Annotated in this window: 26 protein-coding genes and 3 tRNA genes; 6 read left to right on the forward strand and 23 right to left on the reverse strand. The window is 53.5% G+C overall.

Annotated elements, in window-relative coordinates; genetic code table 11:
• Positions 1–14: 14 nt before the first annotated feature.
• The 6 genes from otsA to BWI76_RS18255 form a co-directional block, all read right to left on the reverse strand.
• Positions 15–1,439 carry an alpha,alpha-trehalose-phosphate synthase gene (otsA, locus tag BWI76_RS18230; RefSeq protein WP_004136641.1) on the reverse strand — a complete coding sequence of 475 codons (1,425 nt, stop codon included), beginning with the start codon at positions 1,437–1,439 and terminating at the stop codon, positions 15–17.
• Entirely contained in the window at positions 1,414–2,217 is an 804-nt protein-coding gene (gene otsB, locus BWI76_RS18235; protein WP_004136637.1) for a trehalose-phosphatase, read from the reverse strand. Before otsB ends, otsA begins: the two co-directional genes overlap by 26 nt.
• A gap of 159 nt (positions 2,218–2,376) precedes the next feature.
• Complete coding sequence (araH, locus tag BWI76_RS18240; RefSeq protein ID WP_004136631.1) at positions 2,377–3,357, reverse strand: L-arabinose ABC transporter permease AraH; 981 nt, start codon at positions 3,355–3,357, stop codon at positions 2,377–2,379.
• 14 nt (positions 3,358–3,371) lie between these two features.
• Positions 3,372–4,886 carry an L-arabinose ABC transporter ATP-binding protein AraG gene (gene araG, locus BWI76_RS18245; RefSeq protein ID WP_004136629.1) on the reverse strand — a complete coding sequence of 505 codons (1,515 nt, stop codon included), beginning with the start codon at positions 4,884–4,886 and terminating at the stop codon, positions 3,372–3,374.
• Positions 4,887–4,947: 61 nt separating this feature from the next.
• A complete protein-coding gene (locus tag BWI76_RS18250; RefSeq protein WP_024359886.1) occupies positions 4,948–5,928 on the reverse strand; it encodes an arabinose ABC transporter substrate-binding protein in 981 nt (326 codons plus the stop codon).
• 273 nt (positions 5,929–6,201) lie between these two features.
• Positions 6,202–6,774 carry a DJ-1/PfpI family protein gene (locus BWI76_RS18255; protein WP_004136626.1) on the reverse strand — a complete coding sequence of 191 codons (573 nt, stop codon included), beginning with the start codon at positions 6,772–6,774 and terminating at the stop codon, positions 6,202–6,204.
• A gap of 539 nt (positions 6,775–7,313) precedes the next feature.
• On the opposite strand from BWI76_RS18255, the gene BWI76_RS18260 reads away from it, so the two are divergent.
• Together BWI76_RS18260 and BWI76_RS18265 are read left to right on the forward strand one after the other, a co-directional pair.
• On the forward strand, positions 7,314–7,817 hold the full coding sequence (locus BWI76_RS18260) for a non-heme ferritin-like protein (RefSeq protein ID WP_004136625.1): 504 nt from the start codon (positions 7,314–7,316) through the stop codon (positions 7,815–7,817).
• Positions 7,818–8,120: 303 nt separating this feature from the next.
• Entirely contained in the window at positions 8,121–9,632 is a 1,512-nt protein-coding gene (locus tag BWI76_RS18265) for an MFS transporter (protein WP_004136624.1), read from the forward strand.
• 46 nt (positions 9,633–9,678) lie between these two features.
• Here the strand turns inward: BWI76_RS18265 and BWI76_RS18270 are convergent, their stop codons facing one another.
• Both BWI76_RS18270 and azuC read right to left on the reverse strand, forming a co-directional pair.
• Complete coding sequence (locus tag BWI76_RS18270; RefSeq protein WP_004103438.1) at positions 9,679–9,930, reverse strand: DUF2766 family protein; 252 nt, start codon at positions 9,928–9,930, stop codon at positions 9,679–9,681.
• Positions 9,931–10,008: 78 nt separating this feature from the next.
• A complete protein-coding gene (gene azuC, locus BWI76_RS28190) occupies positions 10,009–10,092 on the reverse strand; it encodes a stress response protein AzuC (RefSeq protein WP_004136622.1) in 84 nt (27 codons plus the stop codon).
• A gap of 209 nt (positions 10,093–10,301) precedes the next feature.
• Here azuC and BWI76_RS18275 point away from each other — a divergent pair, with 209 nt between their 5' ends.
• Positions 10,302–11,726 (forward strand): MFS transporter, encoded by a 1,425-nt coding sequence (locus BWI76_RS18275; RefSeq protein ID WP_004136618.1) that lies wholly within the window; start codon positions 10,302–10,304, stop codon positions 11,724–11,726.
• Between the two features lie 47 nt (positions 11,727–11,773).
• On the opposite strand, the gene BWI76_RS18280 is transcribed toward BWI76_RS18275, so the two are convergent.
• Positions 11,774–12,412 carry an RpiB/LacA/LacB family sugar-phosphate isomerase gene (locus tag BWI76_RS18280; protein ID WP_004136617.1) on the reverse strand — a complete coding sequence of 213 codons (639 nt, stop codon included), beginning with the start codon at positions 12,410–12,412 and terminating at the stop codon, positions 11,774–11,776.
• 421 nt (positions 12,413–12,833) lie between these two features.
• Here BWI76_RS18280 and ftnA point away from each other — a divergent pair, with 421 nt between their 5' ends.
• Positions 12,834–13,331, forward strand: coding sequence for a non-heme ferritin (gene ftnA, locus BWI76_RS18285; protein ID WP_004136616.1), 498 nt, complete (start codon positions 12,834–12,836; stop codon positions 13,329–13,331).
• Between the two features lie 36 nt (positions 13,332–13,367).
• On the opposite strand, the gene BWI76_RS18290 is transcribed toward ftnA, so the two are convergent.
• Positions 13,368–13,607 (reverse strand): YecH family metal-binding protein, encoded by a 240-nt coding sequence (locus BWI76_RS18290; protein WP_004136615.1) that lies wholly within the window; start codon positions 13,605–13,607, stop codon positions 13,368–13,370.
• A 193-nt stretch (positions 13,608–13,800) separates the two neighbouring features.
• On the opposite strand from BWI76_RS18290, the gene tyrP reads away from it, so the two are divergent.
• The gene (gene tyrP / locus BWI76_RS18295; RefSeq protein ID WP_024359887.1) at positions 13,801–15,012 is read left to right on the forward strand and encodes a tyrosine transporter TyrP; all 1,212 of its coding nucleotides are present in this window, start codon (positions 13,801–13,803) and stop codon (positions 15,010–15,012) included.
• Positions 15,013–15,042: 30 nt separating this feature from the next.
• On the opposite strand, the gene BWI76_RS18300 is transcribed toward tyrP, so the two are convergent.
• The 8 genes from BWI76_RS18300 to uvrY all read right to left on the reverse strand — a co-directional run bounded on the left by BWI76_RS18300 (position 15,043) and on the right by uvrY (position 20,386).
• A complete protein-coding gene (locus BWI76_RS18300; protein WP_004136609.1) occupies positions 15,043–15,711 on the reverse strand; it encodes a YecA family protein in 669 nt (222 codons plus the stop codon).
• A gap of 66 nt (positions 15,712–15,777) precedes the next feature.
• Complete coding sequence (locus BWI76_RS18305; RefSeq protein WP_024359888.1) at positions 15,778–16,665, reverse strand: dihydrodipicolinate synthase family protein; 888 nt, start codon at positions 16,663–16,665, stop codon at positions 15,778–15,780.
• 190 nt (positions 16,666–16,855) lie between these two features.
• Positions 16,856–16,942: transfer RNA gene (locus tag BWI76_RS18310), tRNA-Leu, on the reverse strand.
• 13 nt (positions 16,943–16,955) lie between these two features.
• A tRNA-Cys gene (locus BWI76_RS18315) sits at positions 16,956–17,029 on the reverse strand.
• 38 nt (positions 17,030–17,067) lie between these two features.
• A tRNA-Gly gene (locus tag BWI76_RS18320) sits at positions 17,068–17,143 on the reverse strand.
• A 151-nt stretch (positions 17,144–17,294) separates the two neighbouring features.
• Positions 17,295–17,843, reverse strand: a complete 549-nt coding sequence (gene pgsA / locus BWI76_RS18325) for a CDP-diacylglycerol--glycerol-3-phosphate 3-phosphatidyltransferase (protein ID WP_004122100.1) — start codon at positions 17,841–17,843, stop codon at positions 17,295–17,297.
• Positions 17,844–17,900: 57 nt separating this feature from the next.
• Positions 17,901–19,733: an excinuclease ABC subunit UvrC gene (gene uvrC / locus BWI76_RS18330; RefSeq protein WP_049099988.1), complete on the reverse strand. Its 1,833-nt coding sequence runs from the start codon at positions 19,731–19,733 to the stop codon at positions 17,901–17,903.
• Positions 19,730–20,386 (reverse strand): UvrY/SirA/GacA family response regulator transcription factor, encoded by a 657-nt coding sequence (uvrY, locus tag BWI76_RS18335; protein ID WP_004122102.1) that lies wholly within the window; start codon positions 20,384–20,386, stop codon positions 19,730–19,732. Before uvrY ends, uvrC begins: the two co-directional genes overlap by 4 nt.
• Positions 20,387–20,848: 462 nt before the next feature.
• Here uvrY and BWI76_RS18340 point away from each other — a divergent pair, with 462 nt between their 5' ends.
• Positions 20,849–21,073 carry a DUF2594 family protein gene (locus tag BWI76_RS18340; protein WP_004122104.1) on the forward strand — a complete coding sequence of 75 codons (225 nt, stop codon included), beginning with the start codon at positions 20,849–20,851 and terminating at the stop codon, positions 21,071–21,073.
• A gap of 67 nt (positions 21,074–21,140) precedes the next feature.
• Here BWI76_RS18340 and sdiA read toward each other — a convergent pair whose 3' ends face one another.
• From sdiA to tcyJ, 5 genes are all read right to left on the reverse strand, one after another.
• Complete coding sequence (gene sdiA, locus BWI76_RS18345) at positions 21,141–21,863, reverse strand: transcriptional regulator SdiA (protein ID WP_024359890.1); 723 nt, start codon at positions 21,861–21,863, stop codon at positions 21,141–21,143.
• Positions 21,864–22,151: 288 nt separating this feature from the next.
• On the reverse strand, positions 22,152–22,904 hold the full coding sequence (tcyN, locus tag BWI76_RS18350) for an L-cystine ABC transporter ATP-binding protein TcyN (RefSeq protein ID WP_004122108.1): 753 nt from the start codon (positions 22,902–22,904) through the stop codon (positions 22,152–22,154).
• Positions 22,901–23,569: a cystine ABC transporter permease gene (gene tcyL / locus BWI76_RS18355; protein ID WP_004103458.1), complete on the reverse strand. Its 669-nt coding sequence runs from the start codon at positions 23,567–23,569 to the stop codon at positions 22,901–22,903. Before tcyL ends, tcyN begins: the two co-directional genes overlap by 4 nt.
• 15 nt (positions 23,570–23,584) lie before the next feature.
• Positions 23,585–24,571: a D-cysteine desulfhydrase gene (gene dcyD / locus BWI76_RS18360; protein WP_024359891.1), complete on the reverse strand. Its 987-nt coding sequence runs from the start codon at positions 24,569–24,571 to the stop codon at positions 23,585–23,587.
• Positions 24,572–24,666: 95 nt separating this feature from the next.
• Entirely contained in the window at positions 24,667–25,467 is an 801-nt protein-coding gene (gene tcyJ / locus BWI76_RS18365; RefSeq protein ID WP_004136603.1) for a cystine ABC transporter substrate-binding protein, read from the reverse strand.
• Positions 25,468–25,654: the final 187 nt, after the last annotated feature.

The following is a 25,654-nucleotide window of genomic DNA, read 5'->3' on the forward strand; positions in this document are numbered from 1 at the left end:
TAACCGTCGTTGCCTCAGGCAAGTTTGGGGAAAGTTGCGACCTTACGCGCTAAGTGACTCTCCTCACTGCCTGGCTCAATCTCCTTTAGATCGGCAATAAACCGCTCCTGCCAGCGATGGATATCGTTATCCTTAATCACCGCCAGCATGGCCGAATGGCGGGCTATACGCTCGGCCAGCGGCATGGTTAGCGCCTGATCCAGCGCTGCGGCGACCTCGTCGCGATCGTAAGGATTGACGATTAAGGCCGTCGGCAGCTCGTTCGCCGCGCCGGCAAACTGCGACAGCACCAGCACGCCCGGATTTTGCGGGTCCTGCGCGGCAACATACTCTTTCGCCACCAGATTCATCCCATCGCGCAGCGGCGTAACCAGCCCGACGTCCGAGTAGCGGAAGATTTTCATCAGCAGCTTGCGTTCAAAGTGCTGGTTCAGGTAGTAAAGCGGAGTCCAGCCCAGCTGGCCATACCGGCCGTTAATGCGTCCGGCTGCGGTTTCCAGTTGGTGACGAATATCCTGATAGGCCTGAACATCGCCGCGCGACGTCGGCGCAATCTGGGTATAGCGAATCTTACCGTGATGATGCGGATAGTTTTCAAGCAGCGCCTCGTAGGCGAGAAAACGCTCCGGCAGCCCCTTCGAATAATCCAGCCGCTCGACGGAAAAGATATTCTGCACGCTTTTCAGTTCGCTTTTCAGCTGCGCCAGCTTGGGCGGCAGCGGCCCTTTTGCGCTGCGCGCTATCTCTTCCGGATCGATACCGATTGGGTAGACTTCGGTCTGGAAAGGTTTGCCCCAGGCCACATGTTTTTTTCCGCCGCGCGTCGTCAGACGGGTCTGCATCGATACGCAGTCCAGAAACGCCAGTCGGTCGCTCTCGGTCTGAAAGCCCAGTAAATCGTAATCGCAAAGCTGTTCCAGCAGCTCCGCGTGCGGCGGCAGCGCGTTAAAGACTTCCGGCGTCGGGAACGGAATATGTAAAAAGAAGCCGATGCGGTTATTGACGCCGCGCTGGCGCAGTTCGCTGGCCAACGGCAGCAGGTGGTAATCGTGGATCCAGACAATATCGTCAGCTTCGATCAGCGGCAGCAGCTTATCGGCCAGCTTCGCGTTGACACGCTGATAGCCCTCCCAGGCTTCACGCTGAAAATCGACCAGATCAAGACGATAATGGAATGCGGGCCATAGCACGGCGTTGGAAAAGCGGTTGTAATATTCGTCGTGATCCTGCTCGCTAAGGTTGAAAGAGGCCCAGGTTATATTTCCCTGAGTCACTTTTTTTAGCGGCTGCTGGTCATCACCGATTTCCCCACTCCAGCCGAACCACAATCCTCCGGCTGCTTTTAATGCCCCCATAATCCCCACGGCAAGGCCACCGGCGCTGGCCTTTTTATCATCCGGCGGGGCAATACGATTAGATACTACGACTAAGCGACTCATAGCCATCTCTCCTGTCGGTTAGCGCATCTGGTTGTTGCCCATGATTCGCGATGTTACTAATCCAAAGATGAACAGCGGCGACATCCGGCAGGCGCCAACGCGCCTGGGTCTCGCCGCCGCCCACTTTGACCGATACGCCACTCAGTTGATTGACGACGCTAAAACCCGCTTCATCGGTTAAATCATCACCGACAAATACCGGCTTGCGCCCTCTGAATGGAGCTTCCTGCATAAAAGCGGCTATCGCTTCACCCTTATTCACTCCGCGCGGTTTGATCTCCACCACGCACTTGCCCGGCTGTAAAGCCAGAATGGGATGGCGCTGCACGACGGCTTGCGCCAGCGCCAGCACCGCGTGCTGATGCTCCGGCGCCTGACGGTAGTGCAGCGCAAAAGCCATCCCCTTACTTTCCAGTTCGCATCCCGGCAACGCATCCAGCGCCGCGGTCAGTTCCGCCGACAGCGCCTTCAGGAGGGAATCAGGTAAAGAGACAATATGCGTTTTACCATTGATGTCACGGCGTTCAGCCCCGTGGACACCGGCAAGCGGCAGCCGGTAAGGACGGGTAAGCTCATCCAGCTCAACCATTGAGCGCCCTGAAATCAATGCCACCGCGCCGTTATGCTGCTGCACGAGCTGGCGCAGCGTCTGCAGAACATCGGCAGGAATGACCACCTGATCGGGATGGGGTTTGATACCGGCAAGGGTACCGTCGAGGTCAAAGAAAAAAGCGCAGTTTCCGGTTAACGCAGGCGGTACATAAATCTGGTCAGCCACCCTGTTTCCTCCTTATCATGGCCAGCAACATGCTGGGTGTTAATTTATTGTAGCCATGTAAGTATAGACAGTGTGACCAGCCTCGCCATTTTTGATAGTCATTGCCAGCGCAACGAGCGCTGGCAATGGATTAGGATTAAACTGAAAAGTTGACCTGGATTAAACGGCGCGCTTCGCTTTCTGTTTGTAGCGGTCAAAGATAACCGCCGCCAGCAAAATCACGCCGCGAACGACATACTGCGAGAACGGCGAGATGTTCAGCAGGTTCATCGCGTTCTCCACCGTCCCCAGGATCAGGATCCCGGCCACCACGTAGGAGATCTTACCGATCCCGCCCTTCAGCGATACGCCCCCCAGCACGCAGGCCGAGATAACAATCAGCTCATAGCCAATCGAGGTCATCGGCTGACCGCTGGTCATACGGGAAGCCAGGATAATGCCTGCCGCGGCAGAAACCAGGCCGGAAAGGACGAAAATAATGATCTTGGTCCGCACCACCGGCACGCCCGCCAGACGCGCAGCTTCTTCGTTGCCGCCAATCGCCAGGGTATTACGGCCGAAGGTGGTTTTATTGAGCAACAGGCCGAAGACAATCAGGCAGGCTACGGTCAGCCAGATAGGCGCTGGCAGACCAAACCAGTTGGCGTATCCGAGAGTAAAGAAGCGCTCGTCTTCAATCCCTACCGCCTTACCGTCAGAGATGATATAGGCCAGACCGCGAACGATCTGCATGGTCGCCAGGGTGGTGATCAGGGCGTTAATCTTCAGGCGGGCAATCACAAAACCGTTTACCAGACCGCTCAGCGCCCCGAGCAGCAGACCGGCGCCGATGCCAATCCACATGCTCTCTGTCAGGTTAATCACCACCGCCGTGGTCACCCCGGCACAGGCGATAACCGAGGCGACCGACAGGTCAAAGTCGCCGGATGCCAGGCAAAACAGCATCCCGCAGGCCACCATTCCGGACATAGAAATAGCCAACCCCAGGCCTTTCATATTGATAAATGAGGCAAAATTAGGCACAAAAATGACGCAGCCAATAAACAGCACCGCAAAAACAACCAGCATGCCGAACTGATCCCAGACGCGGGAGAAGCTAAAAGCCGACCGGGTAGTACCTGAAGTAGTAACTGATGACATCATAGACTCCTTACTCAGGCGACCGCCTGGCTCACTTTTGGCATCGCAAGGCTCAATGCCTGCTGTTCATTCGCATGTTCATGCAGCAGTTCTCCGGCAATCTCACCCTCACGCATAACCACGATGCGATCGGCAACGCCGAGAACTTCCGGTAAATCGCTGGAGGCAAAGACCACCGCGACGCCAGATGCCGCTAATGCATAGATAACGTTGTAGATTTCGTGCTTAGCGCCCACGTCAATACCGCGCGTTGGCTCATCAAGCAGGATGACTTTCATCTCTTCCGACAGCCAGCGGCCAAGGATCGCCTTCTGCTGATTGCCGCCGGAGAGGTTCATAATCAGCTGCTCGGCGCCGGGCGTTTTGATATTCAGCGATTTAATGTGCTGGTCGGCGTTCTGCGCTTCCCAGGCGTTGTTGATAACGCAGCCGGCGAGAATATGCTTGCGGCGAGCGCTGATATTGATGTTGTCGCGCACCGAATGGACCGGAATTATGCCCTCCGCTTTACGGTCTTCCGGGCAGAGCATCATCCCGGCCTGAATCGCCTGGGCTGGCTTACGAATATCAATGGCCTCGCCGTCGATATAAACCTGACCGCCGGTTATTCTGCTGCCGCCGAATAAGCCTTTCATCAGCTCGCTGCGCCCAGCGCCGACCAGCCCAAACAGGCCGACGATTTCTCCGCTGCGCACCGACAGACTGACGGGCTGGCGCACGCCGGGCGCCTTCACCTGCTCAAGACGCAAACGCTCTTTGCCATATTCACGCGGCTGCCAGCCGTAGATATTGCCCAGTTCGCGCCCCACCATCGCCTGGACCAGCGCGTCGTGGTTAACCTCCTGCATATTGTCAAAGGTGCGCACGTAGCGGCCATCTTTGAATACCGTAATGGCGTCGCTTAACGCAAAGATCTCCTCCATACGGTGGGAAACGTAAATAATGACCCGTCCTTCCTGGCGCAGCTCGCGGATCACCCGAAACAGGTTTTCAATTTCTCGCGCCGAAAGGGAGCTGGTCGGCTCATCAAAGGCGATAATTTTGGCGTTGCGCGCCAGCGCTTTGGCGATCTCCACCATTTGCCACTGGCCGATAGAGAGATATTTGAGCGGCGTTTCCGGGTCGATATCGAGCCCCAGATGTTTAAGCTGCAGGCCTGCTTCATAATTCAGCAGCGACCGATTCACAATCCCGCCTTTATGCGGCAGCTGACCGAGGTAGATATTTTCCGCCACGGTCATTTCCGGAATCAGATGCAGCTCCTGATAGATAATCGCCACCCCGGCGTTCAGCGCCTCGGTGGTGTGATTGAACGTCATCTGCTGACCGCGGATCTGCAGGCTGCCGGCCGTCGGTATGTAGTTGCCGCTGAGAATTTTCAGCAGCGTGGATTTCCCGGCGCCGTTTTCTCCCATCAGGGCGTGAACCTGTCCGGCATAGCAGCCAAAGCTAATGTCGGACAGCGCTTTAACGCCCGGGAAGGTCATGGTGATGCCGTGAAATGAGAGATAAGGGGTAGACTGTTGCATAACGACTCCGCTTTTCTGTACGGAGCCCCTCGCGCACTGCGAGAGGCCCGGTCAACCGGCCTTACAGCCCTTTTTTCGCCAGCTCTTCTTTAAAGTTGTCGCGGGTAATTAGCACCACGTCGGTTACCGCGGTGAATTTCGGCGGCTCAACGTCTTTCGTTACCCAGTTGTAAAGCATCTCGCTGGTTTTATAGCCGTGAATATCCGGGCTTGGCAGCAGAGAGCCGTAGAAGCCGGTGGCCTGGGCTTTAGAAAGCTCGTTCACCGCATCAACGCCGTTAATACCGATACCGATAACGTCAGGGGCTTTAAAGCCCTGGCCTTCGGTCGCGCGCACGCCGCCCAGCACGGTATTGTCGTTCATGCCGACGATCAGCCAGTGCTTAACATTCGGATGTTGAACCAGCATGGAGTTACCGGCGTCAAACGCGCCGGGGATGTCGTTAGATTTGGTTGGCACGCGATAGATTTGTTGCTCCGGGAAGCCGGCGGCTTTCAGCGCGTCGATAGATCCGGTGGTACGGCGGCGGGCGGTATCCAGCTCATCGGCAGTGATAGCCATAACCGCGGTGTCTTTTACATCCCAACCGCGTTTTTGCATCTCTTTATACAGTTCCTGCCCCTGACGCGCGCCGATTTCGCTGGCCGCCATCATCACCAGCGGTACGCTGTCCATCGGTTTGCCTTTGGCGTTGACGAACTGGTCATCGACGGTAATCACTTTCATATCATAGCCGCGCGCTTTGGCGACAATAGCCGCCCCGAGTTTTGGGTCCGGGGTGCAAATGACGAAGCCCTTGGCTCCGCTGGCCGCCAGGCTATCAATCGCGTTAAGGGTTTTCTCGCCGTCGGGAACAGCGATTTTAATCACATCGAAACCTAAATCTTTACCGGCCTTATCGGCAAATTTCCACTCTGTTTGAAACCATGGCTCTTCAGGCTGTTTCACCAGAAAACCCAGCTTCAGCGTCTCAGCCATAGCTGATTGTGACATAACTGCGGCAAGACCAATCGCCGCCAGCGCTTTAGTAAATTTGTGCATGGTAAACTCCAGCTTTAATTCGCTTTTATGTAGGGAAAAATAAGACTTAAATTTTTTATCGGACGAAAAACAAGGCATTAGGAAAATCTCAATCATGAGTGCCGTTGTTTAAATAGTATTAACCGGAAATTATTTCTCCATACGAGAGCCCAATCACATCGCGGAATTACAGTAATTGCGTACATATAAACAGCGAAAAAAGACATAAAAAAAGCGCTAATTGTCAGACAATTAGCGCGGGCCGTAGCAATATTCTCTATATCATCAGCAGAGTTATCCCTGGAGAGATCGCCATTGGCAATAAATGTGCTCCGCATGATCGCGAACAGGTGCCTCGTCCCCCAATAAACGGGCGGCGACGGTGAACGAAAAATCAAAAACGTGCCCTAACCCTTTACCGCTGATCAAATTCCCGTCTTCCACCACCGCCTGGTCAACGTACTCGCCGTCGGAGACGTCTTGCCATAGCTCTCCCGAACAGACGTAGCGACGCCCCTTCAGCAGGCCGTTGCCGCCAAGGACTCTCGCGGCTGCCGAACAGATTGGGCAGATCAGCTTTCCTGCTTCATCGTGGGCCGAGATAAACGCCACGACGGCCTGACTGGCGGCCAGATTCACGCTTCCCTGCGGACCGCCAGGCAGAACCACCGCGTCGTATAGCGCGCCAGCGCGTTCCGTTAGCGTGCTGTCCGCCACCATGGGGATATCATGGTAGCTCACTACCGCGCGCGACTCGGCGCAGGCGAGCAGTTCAACATTGAGATGCAAGCGACGAAGAATATCAATAACCACAATCGCTTCGCCTTCCTCAAAACCCGGCGCCAGCAGCACCGCAACTTTTTTCATTTCCGTCTCCTTCAGATAGCCAGGTAGCAATAATGTGTTTACAAACACAGCATTTTTTTAAATTAACGTCATCATCTGCTCTTTGTTACATGAGTCAGAACGACCCCGCTGATTTTCTTACTCGCAGGCTACCACAAAAAAAAGAACGATGAATCACTATTTTTAAAACGAAATTTCACTAACATCACTAGCACTACTATTAATTAGTGAGAGATCGAAATAAAAATACATAAAATCATCCAGATAAATTTAAATCCGATGCTAAATCTCAGCATTTTCTCTAACAAAAAACCATTATATAAAGATATCTACCGATGCTGTAACCAAATGTAAATATTAGACGTTGAGAGTTTTCTTAATTGAAATATAGCGCTATTCTATATCCGTTGAGATAAGAAATTTAATACACAGGCATACGTAGAAGCTCTGAATATTATTATTCAGAGCTATCTTCCTGTGCCCCATAATTTCTACGCAGCCCTGCTATAGATGCGTCAGGATATGACGCCAGCCCCTCCAAAGAGAATAAGGATATTTTTATGGTCGTTCCACGAATGGTCCAAAAGCTAAATAACCAGATGAATCTTGAATTCCATACCTCAAATTTATATCTGCATTTAAGCGAATGGTGTACTCAGCACCGGTTGAACGGTACCGCCACTTTTCTCCGTAACCGAGCGCAAGCCAGCATAACGCAGACGATGCGGGTCTTTGATTTTATGAAAAAATCAGGCGCCTGGCCCGTGGTCAAAGCGCAAGATACCTATAGCGCTGAATGCACATCGCTTGAAGACCTCTTTAGCAAAACCGTTGAGGATTATCAGCAGCGCAGCAGCATACTCTCCAGCCTGGCGGAAGAGGCGAAGGCGCAAAGCGATGCGCCAACCCTGCGCTTTCTGACGCTGCTTGCGGAACAACAGGATCGGGATGGCATGCTGCTGGAGACGATTCTTGACGAAGTACGCCATGCGGAAAAAGCCGGGACCAGCGAACAACAAACCGATCGTTACCTGCTCGATCTGGTCAGCAACCAGCGCGGCTAACCCCATACTGGCGGGGATACGTCGCCTGTTCGCGCCCGCACTCGCTTTATCCTACCTCCCCTGCTCACCCTCTTTTTCGGCGCTTCGGCGCCGTTTTTTATTCCTGAAAAGCATTAAAAAGTTTTAACCAGATCTCATTCCCGCTCAGCCGGAGGAATTAGCAGGGTATTGGTGATCTGGATCACGTTTAAAACCATGAGTTAATAATATAAAAACAGTGTTTCAAAAATTTAAAACACGGAGTTTATTTTAATGGCAAGATATACGGCTTCAGCCTCACAGGGGCTGCAGGGAAGACCGATTTTGTTACGCCATCAGTTAGCCTACGGCGGCGGGAATTTGCTGGGAAGCGGCGCACTGGCGATCAGCGGCGCATGGCTGCTCTATTTTTATACAACCTTCTGCGGGCTGACGCTGATCGAAGCCTCCTTTATCTTTTCCGTCGCCAGTATTATTGACGCGATTAGTAACCCGCTTATGGGTTATCTCACCGATAACTTTGGCAAAACGCGGCTTGGTAAACGCTTCGGTCGTCGCCGCTTCTTTTTATTGATTGGCATTCCGCTGATGATGTTCTACCCGCTGCTGTGGGTAGAAGGCCTCGGCTTCTGGTACTACCTGTGCACCTACGTCGTCTTTGAAATCATTTATACCTCGATTATGGTCCCCTATGAAACATTGGCGACCGAAATGACAGACGATTTCTCACTGCGTTCGAAACTGACCGGTTACAAAGCGATTTTCGGCAAACTGGCCAACTTCCTGGCGGCCTTTATCCCGGGACAGTTTATCCTGCTCTATGGGAAAGAATCCGCGACCCCGTTCTTCCTGACCGGGCTCACCTACGGCGTCATTCTCATCGTGGCCATCTCCTGCCTGTGGTACTGCAGCTGGGAGCGTCCGCGAGAAGAGGAAATGAGCAAGGGAAAGAAAAAGGGGCTGCTCAGTACGCTGCTGATGCTGGCGAAAGATATGCGCTCCACGTTTTATCTGCGCGTATTCCGTAAACACCTTGGTATGTATCTCTGCGGCTTCGGCGCCGAGTGGCTGTTTGCGTCGATCTTCACTTACTTCGTTATCTTCGTGCTGCAGCACGATCCGGCGATGGTAGCCGGCCTCAACAGTCTGAACTCCATCCTGCAGCTGGTATCAACCGCCCTGTTTATCGGCCTGTGCGTGAAGAAAGGCTTCAGTAAACCTTATATTCTGGCGCTGAGCGTGGTTATCTTTGCCGTACTGCTCTACACCTCGCTGTGGTTCTTCCATCTGCCAGCACACCTGGCAACCATTCTTATGTTTGGCATTACCGTACTGTTCGGCCTGGGCACCGGCGGCGTGTACTACATTCCGTGGACCGTTTACACCTTTTTGGCGGATGTCGATGAAATCTATACCGGCCGTCGCCGCGAAGGGATCTATGCGGGAGCAATGACCTTCTCCGGTAAAATTTTGCGCTCTATCATCGTCTTTTCCATGGGGGCGATCCTCAGCTTCTACGGATTCCAGTCGAAGGCGCATACGCAGCCTGAAAGCGCGGTCACCGCGATTGCGGTTGTGTTCTGCGCGGGGGTGATTCTGCTGGCTCTGGCAGCCATTGTGTTCAGTAAGCAGATGAAGCTCGATCGCAAGGCGCACCTGGTGGTGTTGCAGGAGGTCGCGCGCATTAAGGCAGGTGGTAAGATCGGCGATATCGCGCCGGAGGTTCGCCTTATCGTGGAAGATTTAGTCGGCCACCGCTACGAAGAGTGCTGGGGCAACAGCAAGCTGTTTAAAGATACCCAGAAAGGCGCCATTCAAACCGCCGTATCCCACTAATCGGTTAAAACGCCCCGCGATCGCAATGATGACGGGGCTAACGCAGCTAGTGCGCTTCTTCCTGCGGGGTGAATTTCAGTTCAATCAGCGCGATGGCCTTTTGTACCGCCCGCAGGGTCACCGGGTCAGCCGACGCCGGGTGGCTGGCGAAATCGATAGCTTTCAGCTGGGTGGTCATTTTTTCGCGTACCTCGACAGGGGCGATAATATCAATGACATCGAGGATCTGTTTGATGACTAACTGGCAGGCAACCACGTCAGAAACCAGTTCGTCGTGTTCGGTAAGATGTTGAGACATGTTTCACTCCTTTTTTCAGGAGCGTAATAGTAACCTAAATCGTGGAATATAAAAAAACCTGCCGCAGCAGGTTTTTTATCAGAACATACCGCCAGGCGGTACGTCTTTGAAGGTTTTGCAGTAGTTTTCGAACATGCTCTTCAGGATTTTGCGCAGTTTCATGGTTGACTCCATTTTTTGTTATGCAGGTGTTAATGTCTTTACGGCTATAATATGACTTACATCACAAAAATCAATCAAAACGTGCGCAAAATCACCTATTTTTTAAAAAAATAATTTAATTGTTAAACAACAGTGAGCGGAACCGAAGCGTTAAGCACTGAACGCTGCGGACAACTCTGCGCTCTCTTTGCTATGGCAGCGACACAATAATGAGTACAAACACCTCTTCCAGGGATGACCGTTCTTTTTCAGGGCCTGCGCTGCTGGTGGCTGGCGCCTTTTTTATGGAGTTTCTCGACGGCACGGTGATTGCCACCGCCCTGCCCGACATGGCGAAAGATTTTGGCGTGACGGCGGTCGATCTCAATATCGGGATTAGCGCCTATCTTATTACCCTTGCGGTCCTGATACCGGCCAGCGGCTGGATCGCCGATCGTTTCGGCGCCCGGAAAATCTTTACTCTGGCGCTGGCGATTTTTACCCTGGCTTCGGTGTTTTGCGGGCTGTCGACCCATGTTGATGTGTTCGTCGCGATGCGCATTCTTCAGGGGATAGGCGGCGCGCTGATGGTACCCGTTGGCCGGCTGGCGGTGCTGCGAACCACACCGAAACATCAGCTGATTAAGGCGATTGCTACCCTGACCTGGCCGGCGCTGGTCGCGCCAATTATTGGCCCGCCGCTGGGCGGATTTATTACCCGCTACGCCAGCTGGCACTGGATATTCTTTATTAACGTTCCGCTCGGGCTTATCGCTATCGCCCTGTCGCTGCGCATCATTCCCAATATTCGCGAAGATGAGCGCCGTCCTTTCGATCTGCCCGGCTTTCTTGCCACCTCGGTGGCGATGATTAGCCTGGTTGCCGCCATGGAGCTTCTCGGCGAGCGCCAGCCTCTGGGTTGGCACACCCTGGCGCTGCTGGCGTTAGGCCTTGGCTGTATGCTCTTCTCGCTGCGGCATTTCCGTCGAACCGCGTGGCCGATGGTGCGCCTTGATGCGCTACAGATCCCCACCTTCAGGGTCACCATGTACGGCGGTTCCCTGTTCCGCGCCTCGATTAGCGCCGTGCCGTTTCTGCTGCCGCTGCTGTTCCAGGTCGGATTTGGTATGGACCCCTTCCACTCGGGGCTGCTGGTGCTGGCCGTGTTTGTCGGCAACTTAACCATCAAGCCCCTCACAACGCCGCTGATCCGCTGGTTGGGCTTTCGCCGCCTGCTGCTGATTAACGGCGCATTAAACGTTTTCTCGCTGTTGGCCTGCGCTTTTTTAACCCCGCAAACGCCAGTTTGGCTGATCCTGGTGATTCTGTATCTTGGCGGCGTTTTCCGTTCTATCCAATTTACCGGCATCAGCACGCTCGCGTTTGCCGATGTACCTGCCACGCAAATGAGCTATGCCAATACCCTGTTCAGTACCGCTTCACAGCTGGCCGTTGGGCTTGGGATCACGCTCGGCGCGATTGGTATTCGTCTTGGGGAAGCGTTCAGCGACTGGTTTACGCTTTCTCACCTGCCGGGCATCAGCTTCCGCCTGTCGTTTATTTTTATTGCGTTGATTTGCCTGGTAGGAATGATTGATAGCCTGCATTTGAGCAGAGAAGCGGGTAGCAGCGTATCGAACAAAACAAGTAGATAAAGAAAAGGCCAGCAGCGCTGGCCTGGAAAATTCATACTGATCGGATATTAACCGACGATCTGGCGAACGAACGCTTCGATCTCTTTATTCTGGCAATTCTCAAAGAAACACTGCTGGAAACGAGGGCCAGAAACGGCGGTTTTTACCAGCTCCGGATCGATGGCGCGCAGCGTATCCAGGTAGTTCTCCTTAACAACCGCAGCTTTCACCGTGTTCAGGATCCCGGCATTACGTACCTGAGGCTCTTTACGCTCCGGCGGATAACCTTCGCCGTTGCGACCGGTGAAGGCTTTTTCAAAGATAAAGCGGACGTTCAGCTCCGCGCCCCAGCCAAACCCTTTCGCAAACGGCAGAGAAAGCGCGTTACCGTTGTTGATCTGCGCAAACAGGAAGGCATCCGCAGGATCGATGCAGTAGCCGCAAACCACGCCCGGGTGAATATTCAGCGACATCAGCGCGCCCTGGCCCGTGCCGCAGCCGGTCACGACAAAATCGACCGCTTTCGAATTCAGCAGGATGCTGGCCATGATCCCCAGATGGATATAGGTCAGGTGATGGTCGTTTTCATCGCTCATCCCGACGTTATAAACCGGGAAACCTTTCTCGTCAGCAACGGCGTTTAACTCATTGAGGATGATGGCGTTTTTGTTCGCCTGGCTGTTTTCCATCATCAGTGCGATTTTCATGCTTTACTCTCCTGAATGCTGTGCGGGCACTCCCGCGATAGTTCGTTAGCGTTGCTAAGAACAATACTACCTTACGAACATACTTTCAAATTTTATGAAAAGTTGTTTTATAAATTGCATCTCGCCTCACACTTTTGACTTCCGTCCCCTGCCGGTAAGGCGTCGTCCCCCGCGCCCATCTCAGGCTCATCCAGTTACGGTTGCCTGGCAGGTCAATTCTCGCCGCTAAAATTGATCTGCCGATTAATGGCTTAAAATATTAAATTAAAACCATTCTCATTATTTTTAAATCGCCAATGCGTGTTATTCCCATTTGCATTATTAATAAATGATTTTATTAATTTACTTTTTGCAAATAAATTAATAACAAATTATAGTGAGCGCACAATAATCCTTAATTCTATTTTCCCGGAGCGGCCTGATGCTAAAAAATGAAATGATCGAAAAGCTGAATGCGCAGATGAACCTCGAACTTTATTCTTCTCTGCTTTATCAGCAAATGAGCGCCTGGTGCAGCTATCACAGTTTTGAAGGCGCCGCCGCGTTTCTGCGCCGCCACGCGCAGGAAGAGATGACCCATATGCAGCGCCTGTTCGACTATCTGACCGATACCGGTAGCCTGCCCAGCATCACCGCTATCGCTTCGCCGGTTGCCGAATATACCTCTCTGGATGAGCTGTTTCGCGCGACCTATGAACATGAACAGTTGATTACGCAGAAAATTAACGAACTGGCCCATGCGGCGATGACCAGCCAGGATTATCCAACATTTAATTTCCTGCAGTGGTACGTTGCTGAACAGCACGAAGAAGAGAAACTGTTTAAATCCGTTATTGATAAACTGTCCCTCGCCGGCAAAAGCGGCGAAGGCCTGTATTTTATTGATAAAGAGCTGGCAACGCTCGATACGCAAAATTAATAAAGACGGCAGCGAGGCTCAGCGCTCGCTGCCAAATTAATGGCGGCAAATTTTACTTTCGTGCGTATTAAACCCTTCATCAGCGGCAATAAACTTGCCTTTTTTCTGCAAAAACGCCACCAGCTCCGCCGCGCTCAGATTTTCCGCCGAGCAGGTATGGAATCGAGCCTCTTTCCCGAAACGGGCGATAATCGCCGCTTCCAGCGTAGCAACAGTGTAAGACTCGTCTGATGAAATCATCATTTGCAGCACTTCGTGACCATGAATTGATGGCATAACCCCTCCCGTAAACCCCGAAGAGTAAACCAGCCGCAGCGGCAGGTTATTGCGCCAGCGCAGCTTTAGCGCAACCCTTTGTGGTGTAAATTTTTCATTACGCTATCTGTAACCCTCATTTGACGAACTCACTGATTTCACATACTCTGCGCGGCATAATTAATTGTGTAATCCGTGATGGATAGAGAAAAGCGTGAAGAACCGCACTCTGGGTAGTATTTTAATCGTTGCCGGCACCACCATCGGCGCCGGGATGTTAGCGATGCCGCTGGCGTCGGCGGGCGTCGGTTTCGGCGTCACCTTAGGTTTGCTGATAACGCTGTGGGCGCTGATGTGTTACACCGCCTTACTGCTGCTGGAAGTGTATCAACACGTGCCGGCGGATATGGGGCTGGGTTCGCTGGCGGCTCGCTATCTGGGCCGTTACGGGCAGTGGGCTACCGGTTTTTGCATGCTGTTTCTGCTGTACGCGCTCACCGCCGCCTATATCAGCGGCGCCGGCGAGCTGCTGGCTTCCAGCCTCAATCAGTGGCTGGACTGGCGCCTGCCTCCCGCGGCAGGTGTCCTGATTTTTACCGGGATCGGTGGAACGGTAGTGTGCATCGGGACCTCGCTGGTCGATCTTTTCAACCGCTTTTTATTCAGCGCCAAAATTATCTTTCTCGCCATTATGCTGGCTCTTCTGCTGCCGCATATTCACCAGATAAATCTGCTGACTCTGCCGCTACAGCAGGGACTGGCGCTGTCGGCCATTCCGGTGATTTTTACTTCCTTTGGTTTTCACGGCAGCATACCCAGTATTGTGAGTTATCTGGGCGGAGATATTCGCAAGCTGCGCCGGGTATTTGTCATCGGGAGCTTTATTCCCCTGGTCGCCTATATTTTCTGGCAGCTGGCGACGCTTGGCAGTATTGACTCCCCGGTATTTACCGCGCTGCTGGCAAAAAATGCCGGGCTTAATGGCCTGCTGGAAGCGATCCGTGAAGTGGTTGCCTCGGCGCATGTTGAGCTGGCGGTACACTTGTTTGCCGATCTGGCGCTGGCGACATCGTTCCTCGGCGTGGCGCTTGGGTTGTTCGACTATCTGGCCGATCTGTTTCAACGCCAGAACAGCGCCGCAGGACGGTTACAGAGCGGTCTGATTACCTTTTTGCCTCCGCTGGCCTTCGCGCTATTTTATCCACGCGGCTTCGTGATGGCGTTAGGCTACGCGGGCGTCGCGCTGGCCGTGCTCGCGCTCATGCTGCCTTCGCTGCTGGTCATGAAGAGCCGTCAGCAGCATCCCGACGCGGCATGGCGGGTGGCGGGCGGTTCTCCCGCGCTATGGCTTGTTCTGCTATGCGGAATCGGCATTGTCGCGATCCAGTTTGCGATTGTCGCAGGCCTGCTGCCCGCGGTGGGGTAAAAAAGAGGGGGCCGATTTGGCCCCCTTCTTTTATTTCACTAAACAGCACTGCTTGTATTTCTTACCGCTGCCGCACGGGCAGGGATCGTTGCGCCCAATCTTCGCCTCATTTCTGATGGGCTGCTGAACTTCCGCCGGTTGCGCGTGCTCAGTCCAGTAGTTGTATAGCGCGAGGGCCGCAGGACGAATTCGCTCAACGCTGGCGATAAACGCTTCGGCGGATAATTCATCGAGCGCCTCGAATCGCTCCTCGGTACCGTGCAGGGCGATGGCGTCCAGCTCCGCCTGCAGCTCAGACGGCAGCGCGGACCAGTCGCTCAATCCCACTCCGCGCATATAGCCGAAACACCACTCTTCGACAATCGTGAGTTCCTGCCCTTCCTCTTCCCGGCTGCCAAACATCGGCTCAAACTGATCGGGATAATCGCTTAAACGCTCGGCAATATCGCTCATTTGCTGCAGCGTCAGGTTCACAAAACGATCCCGTTCGCGATCGTTGGCCCAGCGCGGCACGTTATCCGCTCCTCCCCAGATAGCAATCAGCCACTGCGCGGGCTCAATCTCCGTCGGCCCGGAGAGAATGGCCGTCAGCAGCCCATCAAGCTCGGCAACGTCCATGATGGTGCCTTCTACCGCGTATTTCGACAGGATATCATCCAGCCATTCAACTTCGCTTTCGTTCAGGGGTCCAGTTTTCATAAACAGGCTCATCGTCGTAAAAAATGGCGCTTACAGTAGCGGAAATAGCGAGAGAAAACCACCCGGCTACTCAAGGTTCAGACGGCGCAGCGTCTCAGCAATCTCGCTAAAGGCCTCCGGCGAGAGCGGTAACAGCGGGCGCGGTAAGCAATCCTCAGCGCACATACCGAGGATCGTCGCCGCGGCGGCAGTGACCCGCAGGCTTCCGCCATACTTGCGGAACAGCATCCACAGCGGCTCCAGCCTGGCGCTTATCGCCGTCGCCCGCTGGGCCTCGCCCCGCCTCGCGGCAGCCACTATCTCTTGGGCAACGTTCGGGAAAAGTCCGCCGCACACGGAATACCATACCGCACAGCCGGCGTTCAGCCCATCGGCCGCGCTGGCGTCTCCGCTAATCCCAATAGACACCCCGGCCGGGAGCTGTCGCCGCAGGCTCTGCACGCGTTGCGCGACTTCATGGCTGGCGGGTCCGGGTATTTTCATTGAGGCAATACCCGGCAGCGCGGCTAACGCGCTTTTGAGCTCATCGGACAGAGAAATATGGGTAGTAACCGGATTGTCGTAAACGCAAACGGGTACAGAGACATGGCGACAAACGGTCTGGTAAAAAGTCAAAATTTCCTCATCTGACAGGGGCTGATAAGCCATCACCGGCAGGAGTAGCGCGTTCGCACCCGCCCGCTGGGCATCGTCTGCCAGACGAAGAACCTGATCGGTTCCCACCGCCCCGATCCCCACCATCATCGGCACCGAGCCGGCATGCGATTTTGCCTGTCGGACAACCTGCATTCTCTGCTCACGGCTGAGGTATGCGTAACTTCCCGTGGAGCCGAGCACGCCGAGAGAATTGACAGCTGCGTCAACGAGACGAGTAACAATGCGAGCAAAAGCGGTTTCATCAACGCCGTGATGATTGAACGGAGTCAGAGGAAAAGCGCAGAGGCCAGTAAACATTTCATCCCCACTTATTGAGATAATGATCGAGTGCTGGCAGATAGTAGCAACAGAAGCTTGTTTTGTCCTATGACAAAATAGAGTGAGGTGACGTTGAGGGGCAAAAGAGACGTTGTAGAAAAACAAAAAAACCACCCGTAGGTGGTTTCACGACACTGCTTATTGCTTTGATTATTCTGCTTTATCCCAATGGTACCCGGAGCGGGACTTGAACCCGCACAGCGCGAACGCCGAGGGATTTTAAATCCCTTGTGTCTACCGATTCCACCATCCGGGCTCGGGATAGAAATTGGAGGCGCGTTCCGGAGTCGAACCGGACTAGACGGATTTGCAATCCGCTACATAACCGCTTTGCTAACGCGCCTTAATGCTTTAACACCCGCAGCTGCCGATGTTCTAAACTGGAGCGGGAAACGAGACTCGAACTCGCGACCCCGACCTTGGCAAGGTCGTGCTCTACCAACTGAGCTATTCCCGCATCATCAAGCTAATTTGCTAATTACTTGATTTTGTTATCGTCTGCCAGACTGTGCTGCCGTTCGATGCGATGCATTCTACTTACCTGGCGCAATGAGTCAACGATATTTTTTAAAACCTTGTGTTGTTTGCTGAAAATTGCGTCGAAACGATCACTGATCAAGCAAATCGCCGCGCGCCGCGTTCAAATATTGCAGCATAGACCATAGCGTCAGCACAGCCGCGACGAGAAACAGACCAATCCCCGCCCATTCAACCCAGATATTTGGCCGCCACAGCATCCACACCAGCGCCGCCATTTGCGCCGTGGTTTTCACTTTGCCTATCCAGGATACCGCGACGCTGCTGCGCTTGCCCAGTTCAGCCATCCACTCGCGCAGTGCGGAGATAATAATTTCACGCGCGATCATCGTGGCGGCCGGTAACGTCACCCACCAGGTATGATAATGCTCGGCAACCAGCACCATGGCAATGGCAACCATAACTTTATCGGCAACCGGATCGAGAAAGGCGCCGAAACGGGTGCTCTGATTCCAACGACGCGCCAGGTAACCATCAAACCAGTCGGTCACGGCGGCAACAAAGAAAATTAGCGCGCAGGCAAAAGGCGCCCAGGTAAACGGCAGGTAAAACGCCAGTACAAAGAAAGGAATAAGAATGACGCGAAACAGGGTAAGCAATGTAGGGATATTAAATTGCATAGTAACGGGTAACTATCTGTTGTAAGTAAAAATTAGCCCTATGTTGCTACAGAGCCCCTAATGTTTCAACGAGTAGAAGATCTTTTCTGCCAGACCGTGAGATATACCCGGTACTTTAGCAATTTCTTCCACGCTGGCTTTCTGCAACCCCTGCAGACCGCCCATATATTTCAGCAGCATCTGTCGGCGTTTTGGTCCGACCCCTTCAATGGTTTCCAGCGTGCTGGTGCTTTTTACTTTTGCCCGTTTTTTACGGTGGCCGGTAATGGCGTGATCGTGCGACTCGTCGCGAATATGCTGAATCACATGCAGCGCGGGGGAATCCGGCGGCAGGCTAAAGCCCTCGCCTTCCGGTTCGAAGAATAACGTCTCCAGCCCCGCTTTACGATCGCTGCCTTTTGCCACGCCCAATAGCAGAGGATGATTTTTATCCCACGGCACATCCAGCTCGGCAAAAACCGCTTTCGCCTGCCCAAGCTGGCCTTTACCGCCGTCGATCAGTATGACATCGGGGATTTTATTCTCTTCTATTGCCTTGCCGTAACGACGACGCAGAACCTGGTTCATCGCCGCATAATCATCTCCCGGCGTGATGCCGGTGATATTGTAGCGGCGATACTCCGCTCGCAGCGGCCCGTTGCTATCAAAAACCACGCACGACGCAACCGTCTGTTCACCCATCGTATGGCTGATATCAAAGCATTCCATCCGGTTGACGGCGGGAAGCTTGAGCAATGTCGCCAGCGCCCGCAGGCGTTGGGTAATCGTCGAATGCTGGGAAATTTTGGTGGTCAGCGCCGTCGCGGCGTTAGTCCGCGCCAGCTTCAGGTAGCGCGCGCGATCGCCGCGGGGTTTAGTCTGTACGTTAACCCGGCGCCCGGCCAGTTCAGAGAGTGAATCCGCCAGCAGGGTTTTGTCGCCGAGGTTGAAATCCAGCAGGATCTCGCCCGGCAGCGTACGCATCTGGCTGCCCTGTAAATAGAACTGCCCGACAAACGTTTCCACCACTTCACCCAGCTCGGTGCCATTGGGCACTTTGGGGAAATAGCTGCGGCTACCAAGAACTTTCCCCTGGCGTATGAAAAGCACGTGGACGCACGCCATTCCGGCATCAAACGCCACGCCGATAACGTCCAGATCGTCCCCGGTATTGGAGACGAACTGCTTCTCCGTAACCCGGCGTACGGCCTGAATCTGGTCGCGGATCCGCGCCGCCTCTTCAAACTCCAGCGCCTGGCTGGCTTTTTCCATGCGGGCAATCAGTTGGGTCAGCACCTGATCGTCTTTACCTGCAAGGAACAGGCGTACGTAGTCGACCTGCTGGGCATACTCTTCCTCGCTCACCAGTCCCGCGACGCACGGCCCCAGACAGCGGCCAATTTGATACTGCAGGCACGGCCGCGAGCGGTTGCGATAAACGCTATTCTCACATTGGCGGATGGGGAAGATTTTTTGCAGCAGCGCTAAGGTTTCGCGAACCGCGTAACCGTTAGGGAACGGGCCAAAATATTCACCTTTAGCGTGCTTCGCCCCGCGATGCGTCGCCAGGCGAGGATGCGTATCACCGCTAAGGAAAATAAAGGGATAGGATTTATCATCGCGCAGCAGCACGTTGTAACGCGGCTGGTATAGCTTGATGTAGTTGTGCTCAAGCAGCAGCGCTTCCGTTTCGGTGTGGGTCACCGTGACGTCTATCTGGGCGATAAGCGCCACCAGCGCTTCGGTTTTACGCGAAGCCAGGTTGCTACGGAAATAGCTGCTAAGCCGCTTTTTCAGATCTTTTGCTTTGCCTACATAGATGACAGTACCGCCAGCATCATACATCCGATAGACGCCCGGCTGGCTGGTCACTGTTTTCAGGAAAGCTTTTGCGTCAAAAACATCACTCACTGACTTGCTAACGACTCCGCATTGCACAGGCCATGGCGAATTGCCAGGTGCGTCAGCTCCACATCACCATGAATATTCAATTTACTGAACATGCGGTAACGATAGCTATTCACGGTCTTCGGACTCAGATTCAGCTGCTCTGAGATCTCATTGACCTTCTGACCTTTGGTAATCATTAGCATAATCTGCAATTCTCGCTCAGACAAACTGGCAAACGGCGACTCCGCCTTTTCTGGTTCGATCTGGCTAAGCGCCATCTGCTGGGCGATATCAGAGGCGATGTAACGCTGGCCTGACGCCACGCAGCGAATCGCATTCACGACCTCTTGCGGCGCGGCGCCTTTACTAAGGTAACCTGCGGCGCCAGCCTGCATCACTTTTGCCGGCAGCGGATTTTCCGTATGGACGGTAAGCATAATGACTTTAGCATCGGCAACGGAACGGGCAATTTTTCGCGTGGCCTCAAGGCCCCCGATACCCGGCATGTTCATATCCATCAGGACAACATCTACGGGATTCGCGCGGCACCATTTCACGGCATCTTCACCGCAGCAGGCCTCGCCGGCAACTTTAATCCCTTTTATATCTTCCAGAATGCGTCGTATCCCTGCGCGCACCAGTTCGTGGTCATCAACAAGAAGGACGTTGATCAAAGGAATATTCTCCAGAATTAGGGATAACGCTACTGATAGCTTATCTCCCACATATTACCGGGTTTTAACCTAATTTTAAAAGCCAAAAAATGTTGTTGGAAAGATTTCTTCCGCCGCGATGGAAATTTGTCTGCACACCTGCTGGAAAGCCATACATAACATAGAGTTGTGCAATAGTTATTTTTTAACATTCATCATACAGATTACGTAAAAACACAACACATTGCGTAGGTGATAAATAAGCGCCTGAATATGTAACAATTATTAACACGAAAACAGCGCCACGAAAAAATTAGCCCGCTTAGACCTCATGAATACGTATTATTCAGTGAATTAAATCATTCACCATTCGGATGAGAGAACGGAAATCCAGCACTCCTTTTTTTTCCTTTGCTTGTGGTATACTGCGCCGCCTTCACTTTTAGTCATGCGCATTTGCGCAGAAAGCAACCGAGGATATCGATGAGCACACCAGATTTTTCCACTGCGGAAAATAATCAAGAACTGGCACAGGAAGTTTCGTGCCTGAAAGCAATGATAACGCTGATGCTGCAGGCCATGGGTCAGGCTGATGCAGGCCGCGTGATTATTAAAATGGAAAAGCAAATCGCGCAGATGGAAGATGAGGCTCAGGCTGCCGTATTCTCCAGCACCGTTAAGCAAATTAAACAGGCATATCGTCAGTAATCATTTACCGGCTGAAGGTATTACTAACAGCCGGTCTTACGTCTGGCACGCAGAACAACCAATTAAATCAAATTAAGCCCGTCGCTACGGCGTAGCAGGCAATTTGGGTTTTGTTTGGCGCATTGAATTTTCGCTGCATATTCTTCTGGTGGAAATTGACGGTATTTTCAGAGATAGACAGAATCATTGCGACCTCAGCCGAGGTTTTCCCTTCTGCTGTCCATTTCAAAATTTCCAGTTCACGTCGACTAAATTTCATTTCCGGCGGCATAACCATCTCGTCCTCCAGGCGCAATAGCGTCAGCAGGCTCAATTCGGTTAGGGTTCTTAAGCGCATCTCCAGTTCGTCTTCCGCAAAAGGGCCCTGGCTATGGCTTGCGCCTGAAACCGACAGGAATCCCTGAGCATGGTTAGGCAGCGTCAGACACTGCGTCACGCCCTTGCGTAATCCGTGGTCGCGCGCGCCGTTCCATAATTCAGGCGTATCATTGAATAGCTTATCGTTCCAGGGCAAATGCCCACGAAGAAAATTCTCCTTACGCAGTACCGGGTCGATCGCAAAATAATTCTCGGCTTGATAATGCGCCATCCAGGCCTGCGGATAGGTTGATTGCAGCGTCACCCTGGGGCGAGTAAAAGGCACGGGATGCCGTACGCAGAGTGCGAAGTAGTCATATTCCAGCCCTTTTGCCTGCTGCTGGAGAAGATGAAAAACCCCCTCGCCTGCAGAAACTGACTGAAATTGTTGCAGCATTTCCCGCCGCCAGCTGAAAAAATCATTGTCCCTCATAACTGACCAAATAACTCCTGAGTGATAATCATTATTATAAATACATAAAACTAACACATAAATCCTGCTTATATGTATAAAAAATGGTAGCCACCGCATTTATTAGACTGCGGTTGGCAAAAGCGCCAGACGCGTTAAAAAATTATGCCAATTGACGTGGCACAAAACCTTGACAGATGTATCGCCGTTGATGAGCGCCAATATCTGGGGAGGCTTTTTTGCTGATAAAGCGGAAATTCTTCGCGGCCTGCCGCATCCGCCTGAGCGAATGCGGCCAGCGCAAAGAAATTATTGCATCAGGAATTTTTCGAGGAACTGCCGGGTACGCGCCTGCTGAGGGTTAGCAAACAGGGATTTCGCTTCTCCCTGTTCAACGATGCGCCCCTGATCCATAAAAATAGCACGGTCCGCAACGTCACGGGCAAAGCTCATTTCATGGGTCACGATAACCATCGTGCGCCTCTCCTGAGCCAGTTGGCGAATGGTATTGAGGACCTCACCGACCAGCTCCGGATCTAACGCCGACGTTGGCTCATCAAATAGAATGACATCGGGACGCATCGCCAGCGCGCGAGCTATCGCCACGCGCTGCTGCTGTCCGCCGGACAAACGGCGCGGGTAGCTATTCTCTTTACCGGTAAGCCCAACTTTCGTGAGCAGTTCACGCGCCCGGGCGATGGATTCATTTTTATCCTCCCCTTTGACGATGACTGGCCCTTCGATAATGTTTTCCAACACTGTACGATGGGGGAACAGATTAAAATTCTGAAACACAAAGCCCACATGCTGACGCAGACGACGAATCGCCGCTTTTTGCTGGTTAATGCTGCGCGCGGCATCGATCGTCACGTCGCCAACGCGAATCGTGCCGCTTTCCGGCTGCTCCAGGAGATTAATGCTGCGCAGCAGCGTCGTTTTCCCCGACCCGCTGGGACCGATGATCGCCACCACTTCACCCTGTTGAACCTCAAGGTCGATACCGTGGAGCACCGTTTGGCCATGGAATTTTTTCACCAGGTTTTTGACTTCAATCGCACTCATTTTGGATCTCGCTCCTGGCGGTTCAGCTGATTTTCAAAATAGTTCTGCAGCGTAGAAAGCACCGTTGCCATTACCCAGTAGATAAGCGAAGCGGCCAGGTACATGGTGAAAACCTCCAGCGTCCGGGAAGTGATCAACTGGGCCTGGCGGAACAGTTCCGGCACCTGGATCGTCGCCGCCAGCGACGTATCTTTCACCAGGCTGATAAAACTGTTGGACAGCGGCGGTAGCGCCACGCGCGCCGCCTGGGGAAGAATAGCGCGGCGCATCGCCTGCCAGCGCGTCATCCCGATACTCGCTGCCGCCTCCCATTGCCCTTTATCAATCGAGGCAATCGCTGCGCGCAGCGTTTCCGCCGCGTAGGCCGCCGTATTGAGCGACAGGCCGATCATCGCCGCGGGAATAGGATCCAGCTCAATGCCAAACTGCGGCAAGCCGTAATAGATCATGAACAGCTGCGCTATCAGCGGCGTTCCGCGAAAGATGGAAATGTACATCCGCGCCAGCCACTTAATCGGCCAGACGGGCGACATACGCATCAGCGCCAGAATAAACCCCAGCACCAGGCCAAAAAACATGCCGCCGATGCTGAGCTGTAGGGTAAATACCGCGCCTTTCAGCAGAAAAGGCGCAGAATCGATCACCAGTTGGATACTCTCTTGCATTCTATGTGTTCTGCATTAGATATGAGGATGATAGGCGAACAGCGCGGGGGCGCCGCCGGTGTGAACAAACAGTATTGGGCCTTCATCCTTAAAGCGTTTCTGGCTGATGCCATCAATCAGTCCAGCCATCGCCTTCCCGGTATAAACCGGATCCAGCAGGATACCTTCCAGCTGCGCCAGTAGCTTCACAGCGGCCATCCCTTCGTCGTTCGGCGTCCCGTAACCCGGCGCAAAGTAGTCATCCCAGAGCTGAATCCCAGCCTTTGCCTCCAGCTCCAGGCTATTGGCCACCGCCTGCTGCAGCGCAGCCACTTTCGGCAGCTGGTCGGCCACCTTGCGCGACACGGTCACGCCGATAAGCTCGGCATTGGGCATCAGTTGCTCAAGCCCCACGGCGAGGCCCGCATGCGTACCGGCGCTGCCGGACGCGACGACCACGGAGGAGAGCTCAACCGCTCCTTCGCACTGCTGGGCAATTTCCAGCGCGCTCTCCACGTAGCCCAGCGCGCCCAGCGCGTTCGAACCGCCAACCGGGATCGTGTACGGACGGTAGCCCTGAGCCTCGATACGGGTCGCCAGCTCTTCCAGCTGCGCATTCGGATCGGTCAACGCGTCGCACATTTCGACCTGAGTATTAAACAGGTCAAGCAGCAGACGGTTACCGTTAGTCAGGTAGTTCTCGGCCCGGGTGCCGATTGGGTTTTCCAGCAGCGCCACGCAGTGCAGGCCCAGTTTTGCCGCCACGGCCGCCGTCTGGCGCACGTGGTTGGACTGGATGGCCCCTGCGGTAATCAGCGTATCCGCCCCCTCCCGCAGCGCATCAGCCGCCAGGAACTCAAGCTTACGCAGTTTGTTGCCGCCCATCGCAAGCGGGGTCACATCATCACGCTTGATAAAGATTTCGCGGCCAAGGTAATCGGACAAGCGCGGCAGATATTCAAGCGGCGTCGGCGCGCCAATCAGTTCCAGACGCGGGAAAAGGGTTAAATTTTGCAGTGACATAATACCTCCTGACTGAGTTATCCTTGATTATGCACGCTATGGCGCACGAAATAAAAAAAGGCGCTATCAAGAGCGCCTTTTTTCATCGCCGGTCGTTACTTCGTCACGTCAGCGCCAAACCATTTTTCCGACAGCGCCTTCAGGGTGCCGTCTTTTTGCATATCCGCAATGGCGCCATCAACCGCTTTCAGCAGGTCTTCATTACCTTTACGCAGCGCAACGCCGGACTCCTGGCGGGAGAAAGCTTCCCCGGTTACAGCCAGGGTATTGCCGGTTTTCTTCACCAGATCCAGCGCCGCCAGGCGGTCAACCAGGATAGCGTCGATACGGCCTACGCGCAGATCCTGATATTTCGTCGGGTCATCATCATAAGTACGAATGTCGACGCCCTGTACGTTCTGGCGCAGCCACTCTTCATAGTTGGTGCCCAGGCCAACGCCAACTTTCTTACCTTTCAGGTCGGCAGCGGTTTTGATCACGCCTTCGTTACCTTTCTTCACCAGCGCCTGAATCCCGGAGATGGTGTACGGCGTAGAGAAGTCATATTTTTTCTTACGCTGATCGGAAATAGTGACCTGGTTGATCACCACATCGATACGTTTAGAATCCAGCGAAGCCAGCATGCCGTCCCACTTAGTGGGTTTAAGGTCAGCTTTCACCCCAAGGTGTTTTGCCAGCTCGTTAGCAAAATCCACCTCGAAACCGGTCAGCTTACCGTCATCTCCCTGGTAGCTGAATGGCGGATAAGTCCCTTCCAGGCCAACGCGTAACGTGCCGCGCTCTTTAACCTGATTGAGCAGATTTTCAGCCGCAAAGGTTTTTGCGCTGACGCCAGCCATTAATACAACGGCCATTGCGCCCATCAGCGCCTGACGACCCAGAAGTGCTAATTTCATAGATACCCCTAACAGAGTGATATTTTGCAATAGTGTAAGGCGTTTAGCCCCGGTCACCAACATCGATACGCTACATCTTATTCCAAATTATTATATATGATGCCTTTTAGGGCATAGGGAAAACGTAGGCGAAACGTCTGCATTTTGCTGGATATCTCTCATACTGCAATAGTCAGCTTGATGACGT

This window comes from Klebsiella sp. M5al, from assembly GCF_002090195.1.
GTDB classification, from domain to species: domain Bacteria; phylum Pseudomonadota; class Gammaproteobacteria; order Enterobacterales; family Enterobacteriaceae; genus Klebsiella; species Klebsiella grimontii.

What these genes read in the sequence shown, in the direction of transcription:
- otsA (WP_004136641.1), bottom strand. Translation starts at nt 1,439, where the DNA reads ATGAGTCGCTTAGTCGTAGTATCTAATCGTATTGCCCCGCCGGATGAT.
- araH (WP_004136631.1), bottom strand. Translation starts at nt 3,357, where the DNA reads ATGTCATCAGTTACTACTTCAGGTACTACCCGGTCGGCTTTTAGCTTC.
- araG (WP_004136629.1), bottom strand. Translation starts at nt 4,886, where the DNA reads ATGCAACAGTCTACCCCTTATCTCTCATTTCACGGCATCACCATGACC.
- BWI76_RS18250 (WP_024359886.1), bottom strand. Translation starts at nt 5,928, where the DNA reads ATGCACAAATTTACTAAAGCGCTGGCGGCGATTGGTCTTGCCGCAGTT.
- BWI76_RS18255 (WP_004136626.1), bottom strand. Translation starts at nt 6,774, where the DNA reads ATGAAAAAAGTTGCGGTGCTGCTGGCGCCGGGTTTTGAGGAAGGCGAA.
- BWI76_RS18260 (WP_004136625.1), top strand. Translation starts at nt 7,314, where the DNA reads ATGGTCGTTCCACGAATGGTCCAAAAGCTAAATAACCAGATGAATCTT.
- BWI76_RS18270 (WP_004103438.1), bottom strand. Translation starts at nt 9,930, where the DNA reads ATGTCTCAACATCTTACCGAACACGACGAACTGGTTTCTGACGTGGTT.
- azuC (WP_004136622.1), bottom strand. Translation starts at nt 10,092, where the DNA reads ATGAAACTGCGCAAAATCCTGAAGAGCATGTTCGAAAACTACTGCAAA.
- BWI76_RS18275 (WP_004136618.1), top strand. Translation starts at nt 10,302, where the DNA reads ATGAGTACAAACACCTCTTCCAGGGATGACCGTTCTTTTTCAGGGCCT.
- BWI76_RS18280 (WP_004136617.1), bottom strand. Translation starts at nt 12,412, where the DNA reads ATGAAAATCGCACTGATGATGGAAAACAGCCAGGCGAACAAAAACGCC.
- ftnA (WP_004136616.1), top strand. Translation starts at nt 12,834, where the DNA reads ATGCTAAAAAATGAAATGATCGAAAAGCTGAATGCGCAGATGAACCTC.
- BWI76_RS18290 (WP_004136615.1), bottom strand. Translation starts at nt 13,607, where the DNA reads ATGCCATCAATTCATGGTCACGAAGTGCTGCAAATGATGATTTCATCA.
- BWI76_RS18300 (WP_004136609.1), bottom strand. Translation starts at nt 15,711, where the DNA reads ATGAAAACTGGACCCCTGAACGAAAGCGAAGTTGAATGGCTGGATGAT.
- BWI76_RS18305 (WP_024359888.1), bottom strand. Translation starts at nt 16,665, where the DNA reads ATGTTTACTGGCCTCTGCGCTTTTCCTCTGACTCCGTTCAATCATCAC.
- pgsA (WP_004122100.1), bottom strand. Translation starts at nt 17,843, where the DNA reads ATGCAATTTAATATCCCTACATTGCTTACCCTGTTTCGCGTCATTCTT.
- BWI76_RS18340 (WP_004122104.1), top strand. Translation starts at nt 20,849, where the DNA reads ATGAGCACACCAGATTTTTCCACTGCGGAAAATAATCAAGAACTGGCA.
- sdiA (WP_024359890.1), bottom strand. Translation starts at nt 21,863, where the DNA reads ATGAGGGACAATGATTTTTTCAGCTGGCGGCGGGAAATGCTGCAACAA.
- tcyN (WP_004122108.1), bottom strand. Translation starts at nt 22,904, where the DNA reads ATGAGTGCGATTGAAGTCAAAAACCTGGTGAAAAAATTCCATGGCCAA.
- tcyL (WP_004103458.1), bottom strand. Translation starts at nt 23,569, where the DNA reads ATGCAAGAGAGTATCCAACTGGTGATCGATTCTGCGCCTTTTCTGCTG.
- dcyD (WP_024359891.1), bottom strand. Translation starts at nt 24,571, where the DNA reads ATGTCACTGCAAAATTTAACCCTTTTCCCGCGTCTGGAACTGATTGGC.
- tcyJ (WP_004136603.1), bottom strand. Translation starts at nt 25,467, where the DNA reads ATGAAATTAGCACTTCTGGGTCGTCAGGCGCTGATGGGCGCAATGGCC.